Origin of the sequence: Rhodovulum sp. DZ06 (genome assembly GCF_050586345.1) — a bacterium.
Classification (GTDB): Bacteria; Pseudomonadota; Alphaproteobacteria; order Rhodobacterales; family Rhodobacteraceae; genus JBOCEF01.
In genome coordinates, this window is sequence record NZ_JBOCEF010000006.1 from 122575 (window position 1) to 139727 (window position 17153).

Annotated in this window: 12 protein-coding genes and 3 pseudogenes; 9 read left to right on the forward strand and 6 right to left on the reverse strand. The window is 71.6% G+C overall.

All coding sequences use genetic code 11. From position 1 onward, the window contains the following. Positions 1 to 6: 6 nt before the first annotated feature. From ACQ5SO_RS04735 to ACQ5SO_RS04765, 7 genes are all read left to right on the forward strand, one after another. Positions 7 to 2049, forward strand: coding sequence for an MlaD family protein (locus ACQ5SO_RS04735; protein ID WP_430940432.1), 2043 nt, complete (start codon positions 7 to 9; stop codon positions 2047 to 2049). A 27-nt stretch (positions 2050 to 2076) separates the two neighbouring features. Continuing rightward, positions 2077 to 2784, forward strand: a complete 708-nt coding sequence (locus ACQ5SO_RS04740) for an ABC-type transport auxiliary lipoprotein family protein (RefSeq protein WP_430940433.1) — start codon at positions 2077 to 2079, stop codon at positions 2782 to 2784. Positions 2785 to 3017: 233 nt separating this feature from the next. Next, complete coding sequence (locus ACQ5SO_RS04745; RefSeq protein WP_430940434.1) at positions 3018 to 3776, forward strand: electron transfer flavoprotein subunit beta/FixA family protein; 759 nt, start codon at positions 3018 to 3020, stop codon at positions 3774 to 3776. Then, positions 3776 to 4693 (forward strand): electron transfer flavoprotein subunit alpha/FixB family protein, encoded by a 918-nt coding sequence (locus ACQ5SO_RS04750; protein WP_430940435.1) that lies wholly within the window; start codon positions 3776 to 3778, stop codon positions 4691 to 4693. The genes ACQ5SO_RS04745 and ACQ5SO_RS04750 overlap by 1 nt, the downstream gene beginning before the upstream one ends. A gap of 132 nt (positions 4694 to 4825) precedes the next feature. Next, entirely contained in the window at positions 4826 to 6319 is a 1494-nt protein-coding gene (locus ACQ5SO_RS04755) for a hypothetical protein (protein ID WP_430940436.1), read from the forward strand. 158 nt (positions 6320 to 6477) lie between these two features. Further along, the gene (locus ACQ5SO_RS04760; RefSeq protein ID WP_430940437.1) at positions 6478 to 7968 is read left to right on the forward strand and encodes a hypothetical protein; all 1491 of its coding nucleotides are present in this window, start codon (positions 6478 to 6480) and stop codon (positions 7966 to 7968) included. Positions 7969 to 8057: 89 nt separating this feature from the next. Further along, positions 8058 to 8942 carry an enoyl-CoA hydratase-related protein gene (locus ACQ5SO_RS04765; protein WP_430940438.1) on the forward strand — a complete coding sequence of 295 codons (885 nt, stop codon included), beginning with the start codon at positions 8058 to 8060 and terminating at the stop codon, positions 8940 to 8942. A 31-nt stretch (positions 8943 to 8973) separates the two neighbouring features. On the opposite strand, the gene ACQ5SO_RS04770 is transcribed toward ACQ5SO_RS04765, so the two are convergent. Beyond that, positions 8974 to 10269 carry an MFS transporter gene (locus ACQ5SO_RS04770; RefSeq protein WP_430940439.1) on the reverse strand — a complete coding sequence of 432 codons (1296 nt, stop codon included), beginning with the start codon at positions 10267 to 10269 and terminating at the stop codon, positions 8974 to 8976. Between the two features lie 255 nt (positions 10270 to 10524). Here ACQ5SO_RS04770 and ACQ5SO_RS04775 point away from each other — a divergent pair, with 255 nt between their 5' ends. Continuing rightward, positions 10525 to 11406: a DMT family transporter gene (locus ACQ5SO_RS04775; protein ID WP_430940440.1), complete on the forward strand. Its 882-nt coding sequence runs from the start codon at positions 10525 to 10527 to the stop codon at positions 11404 to 11406. An 82-nt stretch (positions 11407 to 11488) separates the two neighbouring features. Here ACQ5SO_RS04775 and ACQ5SO_RS04780 read toward each other — a convergent pair whose 3' ends face one another. Further along, positions 11489 to 12217 carry an FkbM family methyltransferase gene (locus tag ACQ5SO_RS04780; protein WP_430940441.1) on the reverse strand — a complete coding sequence of 243 codons (729 nt, stop codon included), beginning with the start codon at positions 12215 to 12217 and terminating at the stop codon, positions 11489 to 11491. 569 nt (positions 12218 to 12786) lie between these two features. On the opposite strand from ACQ5SO_RS04780, the gene ACQ5SO_RS04785 reads away from it, so the two are divergent. Next, on the forward strand, positions 12787 to 13176 hold the full coding sequence (locus ACQ5SO_RS04785) for a DUF2384 domain-containing protein (RefSeq protein WP_430940442.1): 390 nt from the start codon (positions 12787 to 12789) through the stop codon (positions 13174 to 13176). Between the two features lie 271 nt (positions 13177 to 13447). On the opposite strand, the pseudogene ACQ5SO_RS04790 reads toward ACQ5SO_RS04785, so the two are convergent. The 4 genes and pseudogenes from ACQ5SO_RS04790 to ACQ5SO_RS04805 form a co-directional block, all read right to left on the reverse strand. Beyond that, a pseudogene (locus ACQ5SO_RS04790) lies at positions 13448 to 13804 on the reverse strand (transposase family protein); the annotation flags it as partial. Positions 13805 to 13935: 131 nt separating this feature from the next. Continuing rightward, positions 13936 to 14667: an IS21-like element helper ATPase IstB gene (istB, locus tag ACQ5SO_RS04795; RefSeq protein WP_430940443.1), complete on the reverse strand. Its 732-nt coding sequence runs from the start codon at positions 14665 to 14667 to the stop codon at positions 13936 to 13938. After that, positions 14561 to 16180, reverse strand: a pseudogene (gene istA, locus ACQ5SO_RS04800) (IS21 family transposase). The gene istB and the pseudogene istA overlap by 107 nt, the downstream one beginning before the upstream one ends. 113 nt (positions 16181 to 16293) lie before the next feature. Next, positions 16294 to 17042, reverse strand: a pseudogene (locus tag ACQ5SO_RS04805) (IS3 family transposase); the annotation flags it as partial. Positions 17043 to 17153 lie beyond the last annotated feature (111 nt).

Below are 17153 nucleotides of genomic sequence, written 5' to 3' on the forward strand. Positions count from 1 at the left end.
AGCGCCTTGGAAACCCGCGCGAACCACATCCTGATCGGCCTCTTCGCCCTGGTCGGCATCCTCGGCGGCATGGCGCTGTTCCTCTACCTCGCCAAGGCCGAGGCGGACCGGGACTACGCCTATTACGACATCCGCTTCCCCTCGGTCTCGGGCCTGCGCTCGGCCGGGGACGTGCGGTTCAACGGGCTGCCGGTGGGGCAGGTGACGGGGCTGTTCCTAGATGAAGGCCGCCCCGACAGTGTGCGGGTGCGGATCGAGATCGGCGCCGAGGTGCCCATCGTCGAGGGGACCGTGGCGACGCTGGAAATGCAGGGCGTCACCGGCGTGTCCTACGTGGCGCTGTCGGGCGGCGAGGGCGCGCCGCTGCGCGGCGGCCCCGGCGATCGGGTCCCCGAGATCCCGTCGCAGAAATCCGCCATCGCCAGCATCTTCGAAGGCGCCCCCGCGGTGATGGAGGAGGCGCTGAACCTGCTGACCGAGCTGCGCGCCGTGGTGGGCGAGGAGAACCGGAGCGCCGTGACCGGCATCCTGTCCAATCTCGACGGCGCTACCGCCGACCTGCGGGTGGTGCTCGAGGACGTGCGGCGCCTCTCGGACGACGTGGCCGACGCCGCCCAGGGCATCGCGGGCTTCGCGCAGAAGCTCGAACCCACGGCGGATGCGGCCGAGAAGGCGCTGGTCGCCGCCGAGGCGACGATGACCACCGCCAATGACGCCATCTCCCGCGCCACCCCCGCCATCGACGCCGCCGCGGGCGCGGTGGAGGGCGCCGACGTGCTGATGCGCGAGACGATCCCGAAGCTCGCCGGGCAGCTCGGCGGCGCCGCCGAGACGGTGGACCGGGTGACGGCGGAGTTGGGCGAGACGGCGGGCGGCGCCGTCGCCCGCCTCTCGGACCGCGCCGATTCGGTCGGCGCGCTGGTCGAGGCGCGGCTGGCCGAGGCCGAGAGCGTCATGGCCCGCCTCAACGACGCGCTGGCCCAGGCCGGGACCACCCTGCGCAGCATCGAGGCCGCCTCGGACGGCGTGTCCGTCGCCGGGGGTCTCGCCGCCGCGCGGCTCGAAGAAGCGCAGGGCGCGGTCGGCCGCCTGGAAGGCGCGGTCGAGGAAGCCACCCGCGCGCTCGCCTCGGTCGCCGATGCCGGGGCCTCGGCCCGCCGGGTGCTGGACGAGGACGCGCCGGGCCTGGTGCGCGAGGGGACGGCGGCGCTCGCCTCGGTCCGCCGCGCCGCCGACGGGGCCGCGACGCTGGCCGACGGCGCCGCGCGCCGGGTCGAGGAGGCCGCCGCGGTGCTGGCCCAGACCGACCGCACGCTGAAGGCCGTCGCCGCCGCCTCCGCCTCGGTGGAAACGCTGGCGACGGGCGAGGGCGCGGCGCTGATCGCCGACGCCCGCGCCGCCGTGAGCTCGGCCGGGCAGGCGATGCAGACCCTCGACCGCGCCGCGCAGCAGGACCTGCCGGTGATCGTCGAGGATGTCCGCGGCGCCTCGGCCCGGGTGGCCGAGCTGGTCGCCCGGCTGAACGAGGGGCTGGCCCCCGCGGTCGACCTGCTGCCGGGGCTGGCCGCCGACGCCTCCACCACGCTGACCACCGCCACCGACAGCTTCATCCGCGCCAACGACACCATGGCGGCGATCAACGGCGCCATGGCCACCGCGGTGGACACGCTGGGGACCGCCGACGGCGCCTTCGCCTCGGCCGGGGAGCTGATGCAGGGCGACGTGCCCGCGATCATGGCCGACCTGCGGTCCATGGCCCGGACGCTGGAGCGGACCACCGCCGCGCTGGGCGAGGACCTGCCGCAGATGTCCGCCGAACTGGAAGAAGCGCTGGTCGCCGCCCGCAACCTCGCCGTGCGGCTGGACGAGACGGTGGGCGAGAACACCCCCCAGCTCAACGCCTTCATGCAGGCGGGCCTGCCCCAGTTCATCCGCTTCATGAACGAGGGCCGCCGCCTGATGGAGAACCTGCAGCGCGTGACCGAGAAGCTGGAGCGCGACCCCGCCCGCTTCCTGCTCGGCACCCAGCGCCCCGAGTACCGGCGCTGAGCCGCGGCCCGAGAAGGAGACGACCCCATGATCCGCGCCACCGCCCGCGCCCATCCCGGCGCCCCCTCGGCCGCCCCCTCGGCCGCCCGTCCCTGCGCCGCCCGCCGGGCGCTGCTGCTCGGGGCCGGGGCCGCCGCGCTCTCGGCCTGCACCCCGCTCGGGGCGATCCAGCAGGCCGCCGTGCCCCCCGCGCTCTATCGTCTCAGCCCCAAGAGCACCTTCCGGGAGGGGCTGCCGAAACTCGCCGCCCAGCTGGTGATCGACGAGCCGACCGCGGGCGCCGCCGTCGACACCGACCGCATCGCCGTGCGCCCCCACCCGCTGATGATCGAGTACTACCCCGCCGCGCGCTGGGTCGACCGGGCGCCGCTGATGGTCCAGACCCTGTTGGTCGAAAGCTTCGAGAACGCGGACGAGGACCTCTCGGTCGGCCGCCGCGCCACCGGCCTCGCCGCCGACTACACCCTGTTGACGGAGTTGCGTGAATTCCAGGTCGAGGCCCCGGAAAACGGCGCGCTCGAAGCCTATGTGCGCCTCAATTTCAAGCTGGTGGCCGAACCCGGCGGGCTGATCTTCGCCGCCACCACGATCGAGCGGCGCGCGCCCGCCGCCGCCTCCGGGCCGCTGGCCGGGGTCGAGGCGATGGACGCCGCCTTCGGCAAGGTCATCCGCCGCGCCGTCGAATGGTCGCTGGACCAGGCCGCGGCCCACTGGAAAACGCGTCCGCGCTGGTGAAGGTCGGATTCAGCCCCCCTGTCGTCGCGACATGCGGCGCAGGGGCGCTTGCCTTCCCTTCACGTCGCACATAACTGGTCGCCACGGCGAGCAAGAATTCGAAACGACGTTTCGCGCAACAGATCGCACTCGCAACGCTGCGGCGCGCAATGTATGGAAAAGCCTCGTAACCCGACACGCCGTCCGAGCGGGACGGGGGCCCCGGGAGGGGTGAGCTGGAAGGAGCAACGCGCATGAAGGTCCTGGTGCCTGTCAAACGCGTGATCGACTACAACGTGAAGGTTCGCGTGAAAGCGGACGGTTCCGGCGTCGATCTCGCCAACGTCAAGATGTCGATGAACCCGTTCGACGAAATCGCCGTCGAAGAGGCGATTCGCCTGAAGGAGAAGGGCGTCGCGACCGAGGTCGTGGCCGTCTCCATCGGCGTCGCCAAGGCGCAGGAGACCCTGCGCACCGCCCTCGCCATGGGCGCGGACCGCGCGATCCTGATCGAGGCGTCCGACAGCGTCGACACCGACGTCGAGCCGCTGGCCGTCGCCAAGCTGCTCAAGGCCGTCATCGACGAAGAGAAGCCCGAGCTGGTCATCGCCGGCAAGCAGGCCATCGACAACGACATGAACGCGACCGGCCAGATGCTCGCCGCCCTGCTGGGCTGGGGGCAGGCCACCTTCGCGTCCGAGGTCGAGATCGCGGACGGCGCCGCCACCGTGACCCGCGAGGTCGACGGCGGCCTGCAGACCATCAAGGTCAAGCTGCCCGCCATCGTCACCGCCGACCTGCGCCTGAACGAGCCGCGCTACGCCTCGCTGCCGAACATCATGAAGGCGAAGAAGAAGCCGCTGGATACGAAGACCGCCGCCGATTACGGCGTCGACGTCTCGCCGCGCCTCTCCGTCGTCTCCACCTCCGAGCCGGCCGCGCGCTCGGCGGGCGAGATGGTCGCCGACGTGCCGACCCTGGTGTCGAAGCTCAAAGAGAAGGGTGTGATCTGATGGCCGTTCTTCTGATCGCTGAAACCGCCGGCGGCGCCCTCGTCGCCGACGCGGCCGCCAAGGCCGCTTCCGCCGCCGCCCAGCTGGGCGACGTCACCGTGCTGGTCCCCGAGGCGGGCGCCGAGGAAGCCGCGAAGATCGCCGGCGTCTCCAAGGTCCTCTCCGCCGCGGGCGACGACATCGCGCGCGGCCTGGCCGAGCCGCTCTCGGCGCTGATCGTGTCGCTGGCCGGGGATTACGAGCACATCCTGTTCGCCTCCACCACCACCGGCAAGAACGTCGCCCCGCGCGTCGCCGCCCTGCTCGACGTGATGGTCATCTCCGACGTCATGGAGATCAAGGGTTCGGACGAGTTCGCCCGCCCGGTCTACGCCGGCAACGCCATCCAGGTGGTGAAGTCCGCGGACGCCAAGAAGGTCATGACCATCCGCACCGCGTCCTTCAACGCGGCCGGGATGACCGGTTCGGCCGCCGTCGAGGCCGCCCCGGGCGCCGAGAACCCCGGCCTGTCCGAGTGGGTCGAGGACAAGGTCGCCGCGTCCGACCGCCCCGAGCTGACCTCGGCCAAGATCGTGATCTCCGGCGGCCGCGGCATGGGCTCGGCCGACAACTTCGCGATCATCGAGAAGGTCGCCGACAAGCTGGGCGCCGCCGTCGGCGCGTCCCGCGCCGCGGTCGACTCGGGCTTCGCCCCGAACGACTGGCAGGTCGGCCAGACCGGCAAGGTCGTGGCCCCCGAGCTGTACATCGCCGTCGGCATCTCCGGCGCGATCCAGCACCTCGCGGGCATGAAGGACTCGAAGGTCATCGTCGCCATCAACAAGGACGAAGAAGCGCCGATCTTCCAGGTCGCCGATTACGGCCTGGTCGCCGATCTGTTCGACGCCGTCCCCGAGATGGAGAAAGAGCTGGGCTGACGCCCCGCCATCCTTTCGTGAAAAATTCGGGAAAGGCCGTCCTTCGGGGCGGCCTTTTTCGTTTCGCCCGAGAATCGCCGCCGGGATTTGCGTAGATTAACCCGTTGTGAATGGAAGCCGGCGGGGGATGTCATGCACGCAGCGGGCGCGGGCTGGCGTATTTCTTATATAACGAGCATCCTGGCCTGCGGTTTCGCGGCCTGGTGGTGGCTCCGGGCCGGGGGCGGGCCGGTGCTGGCGCTGGACGACGCCTGGATCGTGCTGGCCAACGCAAGGGCGCTGGCCGCGGGCGCGCCGGCGGCGATGGACGGGCCGGACGCGCCGCTGCTGCTCGGGGCCACAAGCCTGCTCTACAGCCTCGCCGCCGTGCCCGCCGCCCTCTCGCCCTCTCCGGAAGCGGCGCTGGCCGCGCTCAACTGGCTCGGCGTCGCGGCGGCGGCGGCGGGGGCGCTGACCATGGCCCGCCGCGCTGGGGTCTCTCCGCCCTGGGCCATGCTGCTGACCGCCGCCTGCTTCATCGGCGGGACCGAGCCGGGCTACGTGCTGATCAACGGGCTCGAGACCAGCTGGACGCTGGCGCTGCTGTTCTGGCTGTTCGCGGCGCTGCTGCGCGACCCGGTCTCGCGAACGGCGGCGCTGGTCTGCGGGATCGCGCCGTTCCTGCGCCCCGAGCTCGGGGTTTTCTCGGCCGCCGCGATGCTGCGCATGGCCTGGCTGCTGCGCGGGGACGCGCGCGCGGCGGCGGCGCGGGCGGCGCTGTGCCTCGGGCCCGCGCTGGCCCTGCTGGCGGCGCAATGGGCCCTGTCGGGCGCGCCGCTGCCCACCACCGGCTCGGCCAAGCGGCTGTTCTTCGGGGTGGCCGCGATGGGGATCCCCGAGCGCGCCTTCGGCTACGCGGTGACGCTGGCGCGGTTCCTCGGCAGCTTCGGGCTGCTCTGGCTCGCCTTCCTCGTCCCGGCCGAGCGGGGCGGCGCGGTGCGGACCGTCTCCGCCGCCGCGCTCGCCCTCGCGGCGCTCTCGGCCGCCTGGTACGGGCACGTGGCCGGCCAGAACGAGGGGCGGGTGCTCTGGGGGTTGATCCCGGCGCTGGCGCTGGGGACGGCGGCGGCGCTGGCGGCCCCGGCGCGCAGCGCGGGCGGGGCGCTGGCGCGCCTCGCGGTCGCAGGCACGGTTCTGTGGCTCGGCGCGAGCTTTCCCGAGCGGGCCCTCCAGGGCGTCCGCCACGCCGTCGCCGGAGAGGACCGGCGACAGGCCATGGCCGACTGGATCGCGGAGACGCTGCCCCCGGGCGCCGAGCTGATCGCCCATGACGTCGGTTACATCACCTGGGCCGGGCACGCGAAGATCATCGACATGGTCGGGCTGCGGCGGCCCGAGAGCCTTGACGCCATGCGCGCGGCGGGAGCCGAGACAATCGGCGCCGCCGCAGCCCCGGGCGGGATGCTGGCCGTCGCGCAGCAGGAGGGGACCTGCGTGGCCCTCGTCTCGACCGGATGGAACGGCTGGCTCGGCTTCGACAGCGGGGCCGAGAAGCTCGGCTGGCGGGTCGAGCGGCTGCCGACGCCCGGGGGGGCCGGGTTCCTCGCCTTCCGCCTGCACGCCCCCTCCGGGCCCTGCGCGGCCTGAAGCGCGCGCCGCCCGCCCACCGTCCGACCGCGCGCCGCCGCCGCGCCGTCAATCCACCCGCCCGCGGGTTGCGCCGGGCGGGGGATTTGCCGACAGTCGCCCGGACCGCCTCGCCTCGCCCCCGCCTCTCCCCCTCCTCCGCCGGAGCCTTCCCGCCGATGACCGACGCCCGCGCCTGGCCGCTGCTGCACGGCCTGTCCCTGCTGCTCTGCGCCGTCGCCGCGGTCCTTCACTGGCGCAGCCTCGGCGGGCCGCTCTTCACCCTCGACGACGCCTATATCGTGCTGGTCAACGCGCAGGCGCTGCTGGACGGCGCGCCGCCCGCGGGCGAGGGGCCGCTGATCCTCGGGGGGACCAGCCTTCTGCACACGCTCGCGACCGCCGCCGCCGCGGCGCTGCTGGGGCCCGAGACGGGGCTCTGGGTCCTGTGCTGGCTCGGCGTCGCCGCCGCCGCCTCGGGGGCGCTGGCGATGGGCCGCGCGGCGGGGGCGGGGCCGGCCTGGGCCGCGGGGCTGGCCGTCGCCGCGCTGATCGGGGGCTTCCCGTCCTACGTGCTGATCAACGGGCTGGAGACGAGCTGGGTCCTCGCCGCCCTGTTCTGGACCTTCCGCTGCGCGCTGCGCGACGATTTCTCGCCCGCCGCCGCGGTCCTGTGCGGGCTGCTGCCTTTCATCCGGCCGGAACTGGGGGTGTTCTCGGCCGCGGTGATGCTGCGCATGGCGGCGATCATGGGCCGGGACGGGGGGCGGGAGCGCGCCCGCGCCTGGCGGGCGGCGGCGCTGTGCGTCGCGCCGGCGCTGGCGCTGCTGGCGCTGCAATACGCGCTGTCGGGCGCGCCGCTGCCGACCACCGGATCGGCCAAGCGGCTGGTCTTCGGCCCGGCCTGGCAAAGCCTGCCCGAGCGCGCCTCGGACTATGCCGCCGCCCTCTCGGGCTTTTTCGCGGGGACGGGGCTGATGGGGGCCGGGGTGCTGTTCGCCCGCGGGTCCCTCCAGCGGGCGGTGTTCCTCGGGGCGCTGGCGCTGATGCTCGCCTCGGCGGCCTGGTACGGCAAGATCGTGCACCAGAACGGCGACCGGCTGCTGTGGGAGTTCCTGCCGCCCCTCGCCCTCTTCCTCGCCACCGGCGCCGCCGCGCCGCTGCGCAGCGCCCCCGGCGCGCTGGCGCGGGGGGCGATCCTCGGCTCGCTGCTGCTGCTGGCGCCCACGCTGCCCGCCCGCTGGGACCGGGGGGTGGAGCTCGCCATCGGCGGCACGGGGTACGAGCGGCGGGTGGCCGACTGGATCGACGCCAACATCCCCCCCGGCGGCGCGGTGATGGTGCATGACGTCGGCTATGTCTCCTGGGCCACGGACGCGCGGATCATCGATTTCGTGGGCCTGCGCAGCCCCGAGAACATCGCCGTCCACCGCCGCGCCACGGCGCGGGAGGGCTGGACCGGCGCCGCGACGGCGGCGGTGGAGATCATGGAGCGCGAGCGGGTCTGCACCTTCATCATCATGCATGCCTGGGACGAGGTGATGGGCCTGACCGAGGAGCTGCGCCGTCGCGGCTGGACCCCGGTCGCCCTGACGCCGCCGGACAACCACGCCTTCCACGCCTTCGAGATGCAGGCCCCGGCGGGGTCCGCCTCGGCTTGTGCGACATAGCGGCCGGATCGCGGCCGCGGCCGCTTGCAGCGCCCGGTGAAACGGCGTTTCATGCGCCCCGGACCGGAGCCGACAGGGAGAGAACGCGCATGGAATACGAGACCCTTCTGTGGGAGGTGGACGAGGACGGGATCGGGGTGCTGACCCTCAACCGTCCGGACCGCCTGAACGCCTTCACCGTGAAGATGACCGAGGAGCTGCTGGAGTTCCTCGAGACCGCCGACGCCGATGATTCCGTGCGCGCGATCATCGTCACCGGCGCGGGGCGCGGCTTTTGCGCGGGCATGGACCTCGAGGGGGACGAGGTGCAGGGCGACAACGTGTTCGGCCTGCCCGAGGACGTCGACCCCTACGGCCCGGACGCCGAGAAGATCCGCGACCTCGGCGGCACCGTCACGCTGCGCCTCTACCGCATGAAGAAGCCGGTGATCGCCGCGATGAACGGCGTGGGCGTCGGCATCGGCGCCACCATGACCCTGCCGATGGACGCGCGGATCATGTCCGACAAGGCCAAGGTGGGGTTCGTCTTCTCGAAGATCGGCATCTGCATGGAGGCCTGTTCGTCCTGGTTCCTGCCGCGGCTGATCGGGATGCAGAACGCGCTGGACTGGACCATGAGCGGAGAGATCCAGTCCGCCGAGGCTGCGAAATCCGCGGGCTTCGCCGCCGAGGTGGTCCCGCATGAGGAGCTGCTGGACGCCGCGAAGGCCCGCGCCCGGCGCTACGTGAAGGGCACGGCGGCGGTCTCGGTCGCGGTGAACCGCAACCTGATCTGGCGCATGGCCGGCGCGCGCCACCCGATCGAGGCGCACCGGGCCGACAGCCGCGCGATGCTCGACCTGTCGATGGGCGACGGCAAGGAGGGCGTGGCGAGCTTCCGCGAGAAGCGCGCGCCGGAATTCGCCGCGAAGCCGTCCTCGGACATGCCGCGCGGGCTCGACTGGGACCTGGCGCCGCCCTTCATGGAGGACTGAGGCGCGGCTTCAGCGCCAAGGGCAGGGGGCGTCAGGCGTCCTCCTGCACCTCCTCCAACCCCGCGGCGACGGGGATGGCCAGCGCCGCCAGCGCGGCGATGGCCCAGAGCGCGGCGGCCGGGCCGAAGAGCTGCGCGACGATTCCGAAGCCCCCTCCCGCGAGCAGGATCACCCCGACGACCGAGTTCGACAGCGCCGTCCACTGCGCCCGGTCCGCATCCGCGGCCATGTCGGTCAGGTGCAGCTTGCGCGCCGCCCGCACCCCCTCATAGGCGACCTGGGCGCAGAACAGCGCCGTCCCCGCGGTCAGCGCGCCCGCGATCCCGCCGGGCAGCCCGAAGCCCTCGGCCCCGGCGGCGCCGATCCCCTGACCCAGCCAGGCGATCACGCCGAGCGACACCGCCGCCATCCCCGCCGCCCACATCATCGTGCGGCGCGAGGACCGGTCCGCCAGCCGTCCCCAGAGCCAGCCCGACACGATCGAGGCCAGCGCCGCCGCCACCACCAGCGGCCCGAGATGGCCGAGCGTCGCGCCCTCGTCCCCCGAGGCCGAGAGCATCATCACGAAGGGCGGCGCCAGCGCCGTGCCGGTCAGCAGCCCCCGCGCCAGGATGAAGCGGCGCAGCTGGGACGACCGCGCAAGGGGCGCGAGGAAGGCCCCGAGGCCCTGCGCCGCCTCCTCGCCCCCCTCGTCCTCCGCCGCCGGTTCCGGCAGGCGCGCGAACACCGCCCCCGCCAGCAGCCACAGCGCCGCCGCCGCGCCCACCACCAGCGCCACCGCGCCCGTGGTCAGCGGCAAGATCCCCGTGGCCGCCGCCGCGCCGTATCCCAGCGCCGCCGCGGCGGCGAGCGAGGCCGCGAGGCCGGTGATCCGCCCGCGCCCGCCCTTCTCGACCGTCCGCGCCAGCGCGTCCTTGTAGGTGACCGAGCACGCCGCCCGCGACAGCGCCAGCAGCGCCACGCAGGCCAGCACCGCCCAGCCCGCCGCCGCGCCCTCAAGCGCCAGCGCCGCGGCGCAGATCCCCGCCGCCGCCAGCCCCTGTCCCACCGCGCCCAGCGCCCAGACCGGCGCCCGGCGCCGTCCCTTCAGCGCGCGGCTGATGGGGATCTGCGGCAGCAGCGCCCCCGCCTCGCGCACCGGGACCAGCGCGCCGATGATCCCGCCGGGCGCCCCCAGCGCGGTCAGCAGCCAGGCCAGCGTCAGCTTCGGGTCCGCCAGCGCATCCGCGGCCTTCGAGGCCACCAGCGCGCCAAGGTGGATCGCCCGCGCGCCGGGGGCGGCATCGCGGCTGTCGGGGGCGGGGGAGGCGTCGGCGGCGCTGGACATGGGGGCTCCGGGGTCGGCGAGGGCGGGAAGCGGGGTGCGAGGGGCCAGATAGCCCGCCCCGCGCCCCGGTCACGCGGCAGGCCGGTCTGCGGCGCGGGGGCCTGCCCGCGGCTGAATCGGCGCCTGTTGCATGGCAGCCATGCGCCCGGTGCAAATCTCAAGGCTGGCGAGCGATGGTTTTGGCCGCTAACGATGTTTGGCCGCGCCCGGCCCCGGGCCGGAAAGGGCGTGCATTTCACGCCGAAAGGACGCGGAATGGACTGGAAATCGGCGGGCCTCGGCCTTCTCTTCGCAACGCTCTGGAGCTCGGCCTTCACCTCGGCCCGGATCGTGGTGGAGCACGCCCCCCCCTTCCACGCCCTGTCGCTGCGCTTCCTGATCTCGGGCGTCATCGCCCTCGTCGTCGCGCGGATGCTGGGCGAGAAGCTGTCGCTCACCCGCGGCCAGTGGGCGGCGGTGGCGGTGTTCGGCCTGTGCCAGAACGCGATCTATCTCGGGCTGAACTTCCAGGCCATGCAGACGGTCGAGGCGAGCCTCGCCGCCGTCATCGCCTCGATGCTGCCGCTGATCGTGGCGGCGATGGGCCGGGCGGTGTTCGGCGACCGGCTCTCGCCCGTCGGCTACCTCGGCCTCGTGGGCGGCTTTGCGGGCGTGGTGCTGATCATGTCGGGCCGCGTCGGCGCGGGGGCGGACATCGTCGGCGTGGGCCTGTGCCTCGTCGGCGCGATGGCGCTGGCGGTGGCGACGCTGCTGGCCCGCGGCATGGCAGGGGGCGGCAATGTCTGGACCGTGGTGGGGCTGCAGATGCTGGTCGGCTCGGCCGCGCTGGCGGTGATCGGGGTGTCGACCGAGACGCTGGTGGTGAACTGGACCCTCGATCTGGGCCTGGCCTTCGTCTACACGACCCTCGGGCCGGGGCTGGCGGCGACGGTGATCTGGTTCCACCTGATCGGCCGCATCGGCGCGACGCGCGCGGCGACCTTCCACTTCCTCAACCCCTTCCTCGGCGTCGCCATCGCCGCCGTGGTGCTGGGCGAGACGATGGGCCCGCGCGACGTCGTCGGGGTGGCCATCGTGGCGGCCGGCATCCTCGCGGTGCAGCTGTCGCGCACGCCGCCGAAAGCGGTCAAGGCCTGAACCGGGCAGGGGGGGGCGGCAAGCGCCGTCCCCCGCGCCCGCGCCCGCGCCATGGCCCTCGCCCCCGGCGCCGGGCCCGGCGTCAGGCCCGGCGGCGGCGCATCTTGAACAGGTCGTGGCGGATGCCGAGGGCCGAGACCAGTTCCAGCCAGCGCACCCGCGCCACCTGCATCCGGTTGAGCGGATCGCGCGGCGCGGGCGGGTCCTGGAATTCGGGCAGGGCCGAGAGCCAGTTGACGATGTGGGGGCGGCGTCCGCGCTTCACGAACACCTCCTCCGACAGCTCATAGGCCAGGCCCGCGCGCCGCAGCGCGCGCATCGAGGCCCATTTCTTCCAGCCGCCCCAGGGCGTCTTGATGATGTCGTAGTCGACCACCAGGCTGCGGATCTCGCCCCGGTCATGGGCGATGATGCTGCGCAGGATGCCGATCTCGCCGCCCTCGCAGTTGATCTTGACGTAGAGCTCCGCCCCGCGCAGGTCCCAGGCCGAGAGGAAATCGTCCCAGCCGAGGGTCTCGACCTCGACCCCCCTGGCCTCGCCCTGCTGGGCCTTGGCGGCGAGCAGCGACGCGCCCCCGCCCCGGTTGTCGCCGTAAAGGGTCATCCGCCCGCGGGATTCAGCCAGCGCCACCGGGGCGACGGCGTAGGTCCCCGCCGCGATGCGGTCGGCGAACTGCCCGGACAGGTGGGCGACCATGGCCGGGTCCGGTTCGGCCGAGATCACCCGGTCGAAGGCGAAGGGCGCGGCGAAGACCGCCCGCGCGGTTGCGCCGTCATGGGCGCCGATATCGATGAAAACCCTCTGGGCCATGCGGCTCGCTCTCCCCCCGTCGGTCCCCGCCTTCCCCGGGCGGTTTCGCAAGGCTAGCAGCCGCCGCGCCCGGACGCGAGCCGGAGGCCTGGTCTTCGCGGGCGGGGCAGGGGGTGGCGCCGGGCGGGGGCGCAAACGAAAAACGCCCCCTTGCGGGGGCGCTTTCATCTCTCGCCGTGTGGGCGGCGGGAGGGGCAAGCTGGCTCCGGCGGTAGGAGCCGGGCTGAGATTTTTCCAACCTACTGAAACGGCAGGGTTATTCCGGCGCGTTCGCGACCTGCGATCCAGTGTGAGCATGCGGATGTGCAAGCGGCGGCGCCGGTTTGCAAGCCTCGGCTGCAGCGGCGCCGAGGAGATGATTCCTTGCCCTGATCGCGAGCGGTGAGGGAGGTCTGGGAGATCTCAGGGGAGGCGCGTGCGCTCAGGAACGAGTGCCTGGGATGGCTCGATGGCCGAGCTTCGGTGCGATCTGAGCAAAGGGGCTTCTGTGCGGCGAGCATATGCTGGACGGACTTGAAAGCCTTCCGGCAGGGCCGCATCCTCTCTGGGGTTGCCTGCAGGAGCGCCGAATGAACAGCTATAGTCTGGAAGGCAGCGCCCGGGATCGGCAGGATGTCGCCCTCAAGGCCTTCGCACGGATCGCCGATGCCTGGTCACTCGCCCCGCATGAAGCGGCGACTTTGGCTGACATGTCAGAAGTCATCTGGGAGCAGGCGAGGCAATCTGGTTGCGTGGGCGAGCTGTCGAGCGATCAGATGCTGCGTCTCAGCGCTCTGATCGGTCTCTACACGTCTCTTGAACTCTACTTCGACCGGCCGACGTCACGCGACTGGGTTCGCATGCCCAACGGCGGGCCTGAACTGGGTGGCGCAAGCCCGATAGATGCGATGATCGCCGGGGGCCTCTCCAGGATCCTTCGTATGAGGGGGTATGTGGATGCTCTGCGAGAGGGTGTCTGAAAGTTTCCTTGGTAGCACCCCCAGCCTCTTTGGTCGTCTGTACAAGACGCAGGCTGCACCCGACGTGCACAATCCCGGTGGCGCAGCCAGCCCGTCACCCTGATCAGAGCTGGGAAACTCCAGGGCCCTGCGAGCCGCATATCCTGATCGCCGTATTTTCTTAGAAAAGGCGGCGGTCAACCGTCAGAGCGAGCTCGTTGTTGGATGGAAATTGACGTGAGCCCCGTTACTCCTCCAGCCATTGGGAGAGTCCGCGGCTGAAATCTGCCTGTCAGGCGGCTGCCTGGGCAAGAGTGATGTTCCGGGCGAATTCGCCCGGAGGGATATTGCCGAGCGCCGAATGCGGCCGGACCTCGTTGTAGTCGCGTCGCCACGCCTCCAGGACGCCGCGGGCGTGGCCGAGACCCGAGAACAGCGTCTCGTTCAGCAGCTCGTCGCGCAGCCTGCCGTTGAAGCTCTCGATGAAGGCGTTCTGCTGCGGCTTGCCCGGCGCGATGAAGTGCCAGTCGACCTTCCGGGCCTCGCTCCATGCCAGCATCGCCGTGCCGGTGAATTCGGTCCCATTGTCGGAAACGCAGGTGCGCGGACGGCCGCGTCGGGCGATCACGGCGTCCAGCTCGCGGGCGATGTGTCAATCGGCGCGCAATCGGGCCCCCCTATCGGCGCGGAAAAGGGACCCCTCTTCCGCACAGCCCTGACCGCCCCTGAGCCGTAGGCGCAGGGGCGGTCAGGGCTGTGCGGATTGTCATGCTTTCGGGGTCAGGCGCGGTTCTTGAAGCGCCAGCTCTCGTTGCCGGTCTCGATGATCTCGCAGTGGTGGGTGAGGCGATCGAGGAGCGCCGTCGTCATCTTCGCGTCGCCGAAGACGCTCGGCCATTCGCCGAAGGCCAGGTTGGTGGTGACGATCACGGAGGTCTGCTCGTAGAGCCGGCTGATGAGATGGAAGAGCAGCTGCCCGCCGGTCTGGGCGAAGGGAAGATAGCCGAGTTCGTCGAGCACGACGAAGTCGAGCCGGCAGAGCAGGTCGGCGGTGCGTCCCTGGCGGTTGCCGCGGGCCTCGGCGTCGAGCTTGTTGACCAGATCGACGACGTTGAAGAACCGTCCGCGGGCGCCGGCGCGGATGCAGGCGCGGATGATGCCGACGGCGAGATGGGTCTTTCCCGTGCCCGTGCCGCCGACCAGCACGAGATTGCGCTGGTGCTCAAGGAACGCCCCGCCCGCAAGGTCCCGGACCAGGGTCTCATTGATCGGCGTGCCCTCGAAGCCGAACTCGTCGATCTCCTTGGCGAAGGGCATCCGCGTGATGGTCATCTGATACTTGATCGAGCGCGCCTGCTTCTCGCTCAGCTCGGCTGCGAGCAGGTCCCCGATGATCCGCTGGGGCTCATGCTCCCGCTTCACGGCTGCGGCGACGATCTCGTCGTAACCGGCCTTCATGCCGAACAGCTTCAGCGCGGCCATGGTGGTCAGGATCTCGGCGCGGTCCATCATCGGGCGGTCCTCCTCAGGCTGTCGTAGCGGGCGCAGTCGGCGACCGGCTCGTGGGCGAGGCGCAGCGCCTCGGGCGTCATGATCGGGGCGGGCGGCTCGGGCTCCCGCCGACGGGCGAGGATGTTGAGGATCACGTCCGCTGAATGGACGCCGTCGGCGAGGGCCTCGGCGCAGGCCGCCTCGACCGCGTCGATCCCCCCTCCAGCGCAATGGGGCCGAGAACGGCGCCCAGGATCTCGACCATCTGGCGATCGCCGTCGGAGACGTTCCGGAGCCTGCGCCGGACGCGTCCGAGGGAGCTCGGCAGCTCCCATTCCTTGAACGGCGCGCCATTGCGAAGGGCGCCGGGTTTGCGCGCCAGCACAGGCACATAGTGCCAAGGGTCGTACACTTTCCGACCACGGCCGAAGGCGCGACTGTGCTCGCCGACCACCCGGCCGTCCTGACGGATCTCGATCCGCTCGGCATAGGCGCGGATCTCGACCGGGCGCCCCACCGCAGCGGCGGAGACCGAGTACTTGTTGTTGTCGAAGCGGACCAGGCAGGTCTTCGAGACCGCGGCCGGCACGGCATGGAAGCCGTCGAAGGGGCCGCGATACGGCACGAGGCTCGGCCGCTCCGCCTCGAACGCCTCCCAGATCGTGGTGTCCAACCGCTCTGGATGACGGTGCGCGCGCGCCCAAGCGATGCACTGGTCCTGCAGCCAGGCGTTCAGCTCCTCGAAGCTCTTCACCCGGACCCGCGGCGTGAAGAACCGCCGACGGATCACGCCGACCTGATTCTCGACCTGTCCCTTCTCCCAGCCCGAGGCCGGGGTGCAGGCGACCGGCTCCACCAGATAGTGGCCGCACATCTGCTGGAAGCGCCGGTTGTAGCGCCGCTCTTTGCCGGCGAATACCGCGTCCACCGCGGTCCGCATGTTGTCATAGATGCCCCTGGTGCAGGCGCCGCCGAAGAAGGCGAAGGCCTTGTCGTGGGCGTCGAACACCATCTCCTGGGTCTCGCGCGGATAGGCCCGCACGAACATCATCCGGCTGTGGCAGAGCCGGACATGAGCCACCTTGATCGTCATGGTCACCCCGTCGATGACGACGATCTCATGGCTCCAGTCGAACTGGTACGCCTCGCCGGGCGCGAAGCTCAGGGGCACGTATGCGGCCGCCGTCGCCTCGCTTTCCCGGCGCTTCCAGGCGGCCGCATACCGGCGCACCGCGTCGTAGCCGCCGTCATAACCCCGGCCGCGGAGATCCTCGAAGATCCGGACCAGCGTCAGCCGTTCCCGCGGCGCGCGCCCGGCGTTCGCGGTCAGCAGCCCGTCGAGCTCGTCCCGCCACGGCCCGATCTTCGGCTGGGGCTGGGACGTCCGCTCGTAGACGAAATCCGTCTCCTGCGAGCGGATCACTTTCCGCACCGTCTTCCGCGAAACCCGGAATTCCCGGCAGATCGCCTTGATAGACCTTCCCTGAACGAAGTACGCGCGGCGGATCTTCGCGATCGTCTCCACAACCAGCATCCCAATCTCGGCCCCCGATTACCTCGGGAGCATCGTGGACCCCAACGCCAGGGGGGTCCCGATTGGACGCCGATCATCCCTCAGACGGGGTCCTTATTCCACGCCGATCCACAGGCGATGCGTCGCCCCGACAGCGAAGTGTCCGCGACCAGGGCCAGGCATTCGCGCGTGAAGTCGTCCACCAGGGTGAAGACCCGGAAGCGGCGACCGTCGGTGAAGGCGTCGGATACGAAGTCCATGCTCCAGCGCTGGTTCGGGGCGTCCGGCACGCTGATCGGCCGGCGGGTTCCCAGCGCCCGTTTGCGGCCGCCGCGGCGCCTCACCTGCAGCTTTTCCTCGGCGTAGAGGCGGCGCAGCTTCTTGAGGTTCATCGACCAGCCCTGTCGTTCGAGCATGACGTGGATGCGCCGATACCCGAAGCGGCGGCGTTCGGCGGCCGTTGTGCGCAGCGCTTCGCGCAGTTCGGCGTCATCGCCGCGGCTGGCGACATAGCGAACCGAGGATCGGTCGACGCCCAGGATCGCACAGGCCCGCCGCTGGCTGACGCCGTGTTCGGCGCAGACATGCGCGACGGCGCTGCGTCTGGCGGCGGGCCTCACCACTTTTTTCCTGCGACGTCCCTGAGGACGGCGTTGTCCAGCATCGCCTCGGCGAGAAGCTTCTTCAGCCGCGCGTTCTCGTCTTCGAGCGTCTTGAGCCGGCGCGCTTCCGAGACGTCCATGCCGCCGTATTTGGCCTTCCACTTGTAGAAGGTCGCCGTGCTGACGCCATGCCTGCGGCAAACGTCCGCCGTCTTCTCCCCGTTTTCCTGCTCCCGCAGGATCCCGATGATCTGCTCCTCGCTGAACCGCGATCGCTTCATGAGCCCGTCTCCTTGATCGGGCGGACTCTACCTTAGAGCCCGACTCATAATTCGATGGGCGGGGCGTGGAAGCGAGCCAAGCGTCTGACAAGAATGCGGATATGGGCAACG

What these genes read in the sequence shown, in the direction of transcription:
- ACQ5SO_RS04745 (WP_430940434.1), top strand. Translation starts at nt 3,018, where the DNA reads ATGAAGGTCCTGGTGCCTGTCAAACGCGTGATCGACTACAACGTGAAG.
- ACQ5SO_RS04785 (WP_430940442.1), top strand. Translation starts at nt 12,787, where the DNA reads ATGAACAGCTATAGTCTGGAAGGCAGCGCCCGGGATCGGCAGGATGTC.
- ACQ5SO_RS04775 (WP_430940440.1), top strand. Translation starts at nt 10,525, where the DNA reads ATGGACTGGAAATCGGCGGGCCTCGGCCTTCTCTTCGCAACGCTCTGG.
- ACQ5SO_RS04760 (WP_430940437.1), top strand. Translation starts at nt 6,478, where the DNA reads ATGACCGACGCCCGCGCCTGGCCGCTGCTGCACGGCCTGTCCCTGCTG.
- ACQ5SO_RS04765 (WP_430940438.1), top strand. Translation starts at nt 8,058, where the DNA reads ATGGAATACGAGACCCTTCTGTGGGAGGTGGACGAGGACGGGATCGGG.
- ACQ5SO_RS04750 (WP_430940435.1), top strand. Translation starts at nt 3,776, where the DNA reads ATGGCCGTTCTTCTGATCGCTGAAACCGCCGGCGGCGCCCTCGTCGCC.
- ACQ5SO_RS04755 (WP_430940436.1), top strand. Translation starts at nt 4,826, where the DNA reads ATGCACGCAGCGGGCGCGGGCTGGCGTATTTCTTATATAACGAGCATC.
- istB (WP_430940443.1), bottom strand. Translation starts at nt 14,667, where the DNA reads ATGATGGACCGCGCCGAGATCCTGACCACCATGGCCGCGCTGAAGCTG.
- ACQ5SO_RS04780 (WP_430940441.1), bottom strand. Translation starts at nt 12,217, where the DNA reads ATGGCCCAGAGGGTTTTCATCGATATCGGCGCCCATGACGGCGCAACC.
- ACQ5SO_RS04770 (WP_430940439.1), bottom strand. Translation starts at nt 10,269, where the DNA reads ATGTCCAGCGCCGCCGACGCCTCCCCCGCCCCCGACAGCCGCGATGCC.
- ACQ5SO_RS04740 (WP_430940433.1), top strand. Translation starts at nt 2,077, where the DNA reads ATGATCCGCGCCACCGCCCGCGCCCATCCCGGCGCCCCCTCGGCCGCC.